The sequence below is a fragment of the Lactiplantibacillus paraxiangfangensis genome (assembly GCF_036246185.1).
GTDB lineage: Bacteria > Bacillota > Bacilli > Lactobacillales > Lactobacillaceae > Lactiplantibacillus > Lactiplantibacillus paraxiangfangensis.
Genome location: NZ_BTPW01000013.1, coordinates 95,790 through 103,174 on the forward strand (window position 1 = coordinate 95,790; position 7,385 = coordinate 103,174).

General features: G+C 44.4%; 8 protein-coding genes. 6 read left to right on the forward strand and 2 right to left on the reverse strand.

Translation table 11 applies throughout. The features are described 5' to 3' along the window. Positions 1-79: 79 nt before the first annotated feature. Both celB and AAA939_RS08950 read left to right on the forward strand, forming a co-directional pair. Positions 80-1,402 carry a PTS cellobiose transporter subunit IIC gene (gene celB / locus AAA939_RS08945; RefSeq protein WP_338230849.1) on the forward strand — a complete coding sequence of 441 codons (1,323 nt, stop codon included), beginning with the start codon at positions 80-82 and terminating at the stop codon, positions 1,400-1,402. 143 nt (positions 1,403-1,545) lie between these two features. Next, a complete protein-coding gene (locus AAA939_RS08950; RefSeq protein WP_338209704.1) occupies positions 1,546-2,007 on the forward strand; it encodes a phage tail protein in 462 nt (153 codons plus the stop codon). 220 nt (positions 2,008-2,227) lie between these two features. Here the strand turns inward: AAA939_RS08950 and AAA939_RS08955 are convergent, their stop codons facing one another. Further along, entirely contained in the window at positions 2,228-2,539 is a 312-nt protein-coding gene (locus AAA939_RS08955; RefSeq protein WP_338209708.1) for a hypothetical protein, read from the reverse strand. Between the two features lie 234 nt (positions 2,540-2,773). On the opposite strand from AAA939_RS08955, the gene AAA939_RS08960 reads away from it, so the two are divergent. Further along, on the forward strand, positions 2,774-3,028 hold the full coding sequence (locus AAA939_RS08960) for a hypothetical protein (RefSeq protein ID WP_338209710.1): 255 nt from the start codon (positions 2,774-2,776) through the stop codon (positions 3,026-3,028). Between the two features lie 377 nt (positions 3,029-3,405). Here the strand turns inward: AAA939_RS08960 and AAA939_RS08965 are convergent, their stop codons facing one another. Next, positions 3,406-4,434, reverse strand: coding sequence for an LCP family protein (locus AAA939_RS08965; protein ID WP_338209712.1), 1,029 nt, complete (start codon positions 4,432-4,434; stop codon positions 3,406-3,408). Between the two features lie 251 nt (positions 4,435-4,685). On the opposite strand from AAA939_RS08965, the gene AAA939_RS08970 reads away from it, so the two are divergent. The 3 genes from AAA939_RS08970 (at position 4,686) to AAA939_RS08980 (ending at position 7,200) form a co-directional block, all read left to right on the forward strand. Further along, positions 4,686-6,080, forward strand: coding sequence for an FAD-binding oxidoreductase (locus AAA939_RS08970; RefSeq protein ID WP_338230850.1), 1,395 nt, complete (start codon positions 4,686-4,688; stop codon positions 6,078-6,080). Between the two features lie 92 nt (positions 6,081-6,172). Next, complete coding sequence (locus AAA939_RS08975; protein ID WP_338209715.1) at positions 6,173-6,460, forward strand: hypothetical protein; 288 nt, start codon at positions 6,173-6,175, stop codon at positions 6,458-6,460. A gap of 47 nt (positions 6,461-6,507) precedes the next feature. Beyond that, positions 6,508-7,200 (forward strand): GTP pyrophosphokinase, encoded by a 693-nt coding sequence (locus tag AAA939_RS08980; RefSeq protein ID WP_338209717.1) that lies wholly within the window; start codon positions 6,508-6,510, stop codon positions 7,198-7,200. Positions 7,201-7,385 lie beyond the last annotated feature (185 nt).

Sequence of the window (7,385 nt, forward strand, 5' to 3'; positions counted from 1 at the left end):
ACTGACCCGTGATATATCCGGGTCAACTTGTTAACGGGTGTGGTTTTCGGTTTTTTAAATTATTCTAGGGGGTCACGACATGAGCGAAAACAATAAGTCTAGCTTCGTCAACGACCGACTCATTCCATTCTTTGGTAAAATTGCTGGTTCTCGTCACTTAATCGCGTTACGTGATGGGATGACACTAGCCGTACCAATGATTATTATTGGGTCAGTCTTCATGATCATTGCCCAGTTCCCTATTCAAGGTTACCAAAACTTTATGTTAAGTACCTTTGGTAAGAACTGGCAGACAATTGTTCAATATCCAACCAATGCATCATTCCATATCATGGGTTTGATTGCCGTTATTGGGATTTCTTATAACTTGGCTAAGAGTTATAAAGTCGATCCAATTTCTGCTTCAATCGTTTCTTTGAGTGCGTGGATGTTAACCATTCCACTAACTACTGATAAAGCAGGCGCACTCTGGGTTCCATTAACACAACTTGATTCAGCCGGTTTGTTTACAGCCCTTTTAATTGGTTTATTTATTACTGACTTGTATGTGTACATGGTTCACCGCAATTGGACGATTAAGATGCCAGAAAGTGTTCCACCGGCTGTCAGCAACTCGTTTGCTGCCTTAGTTCCTGGTTTCATTATCTTATTCTTGATGTGGTTACTCCGTATGGGTGTTGAAGCAACACCAATGCAAAGTATTCCAAACGTTGTTTCCTTCGCTTTAGCCAAACCATTAGGCCTATTGAGTAACACCTTACCAGGTGCCCTCGTTGCCGAATTCGTTGTATGTATTCTTTGGATTTTCGGTATTCACGGTGCCAACGTTGTTTCTGGTGTTATGCAACCAATCTGGTTGGCTGCGATGCAACAAAACGCCGACGCTTTAAAAGCCGGCAAAGCATTACCAAACGTTGTTACACAACAATTCTTCGATAACTTCGTCCACATGGGTGGTTCTGGTGCGACCTTAGGGTTAGCTTTCATGATTGCCTTTGTTTCACGGAGTGCTGAATTTAAGACTTTAGGTAAATTAATCGTCGGTCCTGCGATCTTTAACATCAACGAACCAATCGTCTTTGGTTTACCAATCGTTATGAACTACCGGATGGCAATTCCATTTATCGCTGCCCCATTAGTTAACGTTACGACGACTTACTTCGCAATGTCGACTGGGTTAGTGGCTCGGACCATGGGTGTCATGGTTCCTTGGACAACGCCGCCAATTATCTCCGGTTTCCTTGCAACTGGTCACGTCTCTGGTGCGGTATTACAAGTTGTTAATATCGTTATCGATGGCGCTATCTACTACTTCTTCTTCAAGGCCTTAGATCGTGATAAGGTTAAGGAAGAAAAGACCTTTGCAGCTAAAAAAGCCGCTGGTGAAGCTGTTAAAGCATAAACTAGTATTTTAAATAAGAAGATGGTATTAGTTGCCGTAAATCGGTAATTAACACCATCTTTTTTTATGAGCGACAATCAGTGACTTGGTTAACAATTCGGGCGTATAATTTTGGTTATTAATCGTGAAGGATGATGTTAATATTGGCCTATAAAGTAGATTTTAAAACAGTTTCGACCGTGGGACTCGAAAGCTCACCAGTGGCACCCGCATTAGCTGGGTTACGTTCAAATGAAGCCCGTTATTTTTGGAATAAGTTTAAGCATGAATTTGTCACGGTGCCGGCAAGTGAAGCGCCTGAGACCTTAAAATGGATTGAAACGGTCTTAGCGGAACGTGACATGCACTTTAGCTACAAGCCGTTAGAGGTGACCGAATTTGTCGTTGAAGGGACTAAGTGGGCCTATGTCTTTTACGAAAATGGACTGGCCGTTAATGTCTTATATAGCCTTGAAGAAGGCGGCAAACGGGCAGTTGGCTTCAAACTGAGTGATGGTATGGAAATCCCCGCTGAATTTGAAGGCAAGTTCAAGTTTGCTCGGCAACGTTCCAAACTCGCTGGAACCATTCGTGGTTCATTCTTTGTTATCAAGGGAACGTACTAAATTTAAAGAGTGGGCCAAAAGGCGGCTAGTTTGCGAGCATTAACATGAAAGTAGTGATTATTCCTGGGTTTGGAATAGTCGCTGCTTTCGGGTTAAGCGGAACAAATTGCCTTTTGGCACACGTTTCGACCATAGCAATAGGAAAAGCCAACCAGAAATTTTCTGATTGGCTTTTTGAGTCTTGTCCCAGACTCGTCGTTTTTGAAATTAATTTAAATTTTTAGCGAGTGTGAAATTGAGGGTGTAACATCTGCGGGTGACCGTGATCATTTCCCCGGTACTGAATCAACCAGTAATCATTCTGGGGTAACCCGTAGCGGGCGATGAGGTGTGTCACGGTGAAGCGGACCGTGTCAGCGTTAGCATTCGTCCATAAACGCCAAGTGGGTAACTTAGCGGAATAAACGCGCTCCCAATCGCCCAAATCTTCTTCGCTAGGGGTGAGTGCGGCTAACAGTTCGGTCTGTTTGTCGCCAGTGAGTTCAATAAGGTAGCAGTATTTTTTTGTGTGAACTGAATCAGCATTGACCATCACGGGGAGCTCCTTCATCTCGGATTTTAACGGCTACAAAAACTACCGTTTAAATGAATTTTCCTATAGACATAGTACAACCGTTTGACTAATTTGACTAGCTTTTTGTAACGCTGTTACCAAAATGTAACAATTAGACTTTCAATTAAAAAAAGATAGGGCCTGTGACTTGACCTGAAACGCGTTTCAGCGGTTATAGTGAGGGCGTTAAGAAAACGAGGGGAAGTAATCCAAATGGCCACCGGAATTGTGAAACAAATTGATTTAACGACAACGCGTGAACGATACTTCTTTGTGGATGCGCAGCGTACTGCGGATCGAATTTGGATTCGCTCGCTGCAAGCCTTTAAACCGTTGGAATTAACGTTTAAGGTGAGTGAATTGCGTGTTAATCCTGACCAGGCTAGCACGGCCCGGGAAAATAAAAAGTATGAATTTAATGATGATACGGGTGGCCTGCTGACCCGCATCAAGACGTGGGTCAGTTAGATATTACAATTATGGACCTAGTCTCTAGTCCGGTTATTGCTGATAACATGCGGTCGTGGGACCGGGTTAAGCCTGAGAAGCGGTCTTAACCCTCGCCCGGAACACTTGCACAATTCGCAATTGTCCCGGACCGTCCGTGGTGTAAGACCGGCAGAAAAAACGCCGCTCTAACACCACCTTCACGGCCGATGCTATCAGCAATAGCCTCCGATGATTCAATGAGTTTTGAGATCATAACAATTCTGACTGGCGGAGCGGCTAATTTAGGCAATCAATCAAAAAGATGGGCTTTAAGGAGTGATAATAATTCCTTAAAGTCCATCTTTTTAGTAATGGCCGGGCACACCAAGGTTATCCGACAGAGCGGCTAATTAAACTTAGTGGGTTCCATCCGTGTAAGTGATGGTATCTAGTCCGTCGGTGTTGTAATTCAGGTTCGTTTTACCGTCGTAAGCCGTATTTTGTGCGTTGAGTTTGGTTTCCATGTTGCTGATTTTAGCTGACTTTAAGCCCAGTTCCTGACGGAGTTGATCAGAGGCACTTTGCAAAGTACTGGTGCTTAAAATTTGGTAGGAACTGGTATTGATCCAAGCGGGTTGGCCAACAATTTGCGTTGATTTAATGCCCTTCAAGTTGGCGCGGTCGTGGGTAGCCAAGCCGACGAGGTCATTGAAACTCAAGTCGGTTTTAAGGTTACCTTTAAGTGAAGCAAGTAACTGGTTATAGCGACTATAGGTGCCGGTCTTGGTCAGCTTGACTAAGACGGCCCGCATCACTTGTTGTTGCCGCAATTGCCGGCCGTAATCGCCCCGGGGATCTTGGTAACGCATCCGGGAGTAGCTAAGGGCTTCCTTACCGTTCAAGTGGTGCGTGCCTTTAGAGATGCTGACACCGTCAAAGTTACTGTTAATGGGACTGGTGATGGTTACCCCACCCACGGCGTTGACGATTTGTTTCAGCCCACCCATATTAAGTGTTGCGTAGTAGTTAATGGGGATGTTGAGCAGCTTTGATACGCTGGCTTTAGCCATGGCTGAGCCACCGATATTATAAGCAGCGTTGAGCTTTTGAACGTTGGTCTTTTGATCACCGACCATTTCTGCTAAGGAGTCCCGCGGAATACTCGTAATAACGGTCTTCTTAGTCTTAGGATTGATGGTGACGACCATGATCGTATCCGAATTGCCTTTGTCGATTCGGCCATCAGCTCCGGTGTCGACGCCTAGTAGTAGGATGCTTAACGGCTTAGTGGTATCGACCCGTTGGCTATTTCCCGTATAAATAGCGGACTGATACCGGGCCTGAGCCTGCCGAATGATCAGGCCAACTGAGATGGCGACCATTAAAACAATTAATCCAGCCGCAATTAAAATTGGACGACCTTTAGATTTTCCCATGTGCTGCATGTTAACGACCTCTCTTAGTGGAACTTCCCCAAAATTATTAAACTCAACTACTAGCATACCTTGAGAAGTGCATGCCAGAAAAATACTTATTTTGAGTGTACGCAATTCAAAAAATAGATACCACTAAACGTACTTAGATTGGAAACTAAGCTAATCGGTTATTTGAGGTTAATGAGACTGTATTGGTGGCGAATCTGAAAACTTGATTTATACTGACCTATGTACTAATTAGACAAAGCGAGGTTTTGACCATGACAGTCTTTAGAGCATTTAGTAATGAAGAAGTTTTGGATGACTTGAAAGCACAAGTCACCGATGGAAAAGTATTTACTGATAAGGAAACGCTGCAACAATATTCATTCAGCACAAAGATGACGGATGAGGATAGCGGCTTAGCATTGGCCTACGTTGAAGCGCATTCAACGCATGACATCCAGGGCACCTTAAAAATTGCCCGGAAGTATCATATCCCGGTTGTACCCCAAGCGCAAACGACCAGCACCGTAGTGGGTTCAGAAGGTATTGAGGGTAGCTTGCTCCTTTCAACGGTAAAAATGAATCGGATTCTAGAAATCAGTAAGGCTGATTCATTAGCCGTGGTTGAACCCGGAGTGATTAATGGCGATTTGGATAAGGCCGCACGGGAGCAGGGCATGTTTTACGCGCCAGATCCTGGTTCACGTCCGATGTCTGGTATTGGTGGCAACGTTGCGACGAATGCCGGTGGGATGAGTACCGTTAAATATGGTGCTACTAAAGATAACGTTCTTGGTGTGAACGTCGTTTTAGCCGATGGGCGCGAAATCAAGTTGGGCGGCCGGACCTTAAAACAAGCGTTTGGCTATGATTTAACACAACTGATGGTCGGTTCTGAAGGCACGTTAGGCATCATTACGAAGGTCATCGTAAAACTATTGCCGATTCCATTAGGGACACCGGTGATGGGTGTGGCTTTCTTCGACAACATGACGGCGTTAGCCAAGGCCGTAACGGCAATCCGGATTTCTGGGGTTTACCCAACAATGTTGGAAGCCTTAGATGCGAACACGGTCGCTGCTTTGGATCGCTATGAGGATACGCATTATGCAGAAGATAACGCTGCAATGTTGATCTTCAAGCTCGACAACGGTGGTGAGGCCAGCATGAACGTCGTTAAAAAGTTGTTAGCGGAATATTCTGCTAGCAACGTGACGGTGACGACTGATCCAGACGAACAAGCTAAGCTGGAACAATTACGGCGTGATATGTTACCAGCCGTCTTTGCAGGACAGAACCATATTATGGAAGATATGGCGGTTCCGTTGTCACAACTGGCACCTTTGATGGATTACATTCAAGACCTTGCAAAACGGTTAGATGTTAAGATTTATACGGCGGGACACGCTGGTGATGGGAACGTCCACCCAACACTAGTTTGGCCAAAGGAAGCAACGGAAGTACCAGAAAACGTGATTATTGCATTACAAGAGATGTTCAAGCAGACATTAGTGTTAGGTGGCACGATTTCTGGTGAACACGCCGTAGGGATGCTCAAAAACCAGTGGAACAATGCCGAACTCGGTGAAGACGTTGACCAACTGCAACATCAAATCAAAGCATTATTTGATCCGATGAACTTGCTTAACCCTAAGCGGAAAATTAACTAAGCTTTTTCCCATTAGTGTTGAGAAGAATCATTGCGGAATGTTCTGATTATGCTTATGATTGAGTTATGACCAATCCATGGAGGGGAAGCCAATTGACACCAAAAAATTCTAACATTCGTTTAGAGTTTGATGCAGAAGTTTTGCGGAATGAAATCTTTGATGTGCATGACTTTGCCACCTTTGAACGGTTTTGGCAACGCTTTGAACACTTTTTGACTGACCGAATGGTAGCTGGTCGCTTAAATGTTTTAGAAGCGCACGGCTTGATTCCGAGTGAGTTTAGGGATGTTGCTGGTCGGCTAGCGTACTCAGCTGGTGATCAGGAATATCAGATCGATTACGATCAAATCGTCCGGGAATGGATGGTTACGACTCAATAGTTACGATACATGAGAGCGTTAAGAGTTTATAATTGGAGCGGATTTTAGTGAGCACAGCAAATTCTCAACCAGTCGCAAATGATGATCAATTTTTACCAGCCCCGCCGGAGTTATTGCAGGCGGTCGACCAGCTGAAGGCCTACTCGCTGCGTTACGAGGTGGCCATGAAGTTGGTCTTAGACAAGCTGGATTACATTAGCCGGGAGTATGAGTTACGCTACGGCTATGCCTTGATCGATAGCAAGCAGTCACGAATCAAGTCACCAGAAAGTATCGTGGGTAAGTTAAAACGCAAGCACCTGCCGCTGACCTTTGACGCGGTGTTTAGTAACTTACACGATATTGCTGGGATTCGACTGATTGTTCGATTTTTGAGCGATGTCAAAACGGTGGAAGATCTATTAGCGACGCAAGCTGATATTAAAGTTCTAAAAGAGAAGGATTACATCCATCATCCAAAACCGAATGGCTATCAAAGTTTACATTTGATTCTTGGGGTGCCAGTCTACACGGTTGATGGTCCGAGTATCATTGAAGTTGAGTTACAGATTCGAACGATTGCGATGAATTTTTGGGCGTCGTTAGAGCATGAACTGAACTATAAAAAGAACGTGCCCCATCAAGCTGCGTTACGGCAGTCGTTGACCAAAAAGGCACAATTAATTACCGAATTAGATCAAGAAATGGATGACATCAAGCAACGGATGTACGATCCCGAACGACCACCGAAGAAATTTTAAAAGAGTGTGACAAAAGGCGGTCAGTTTGTGAGCATTAACGTGAAAGAAGCGATTATTCGGCTCTTTGTCAACGGCTGTTGATGAGGAACTTTATGAGGAAACCAATTCATTTTCGAATTGGTTTCCTTTTTTTGTTCTGAATTGTAAATTCAATCCGAATTCGTGTGTAAAAACGCGACCAATTT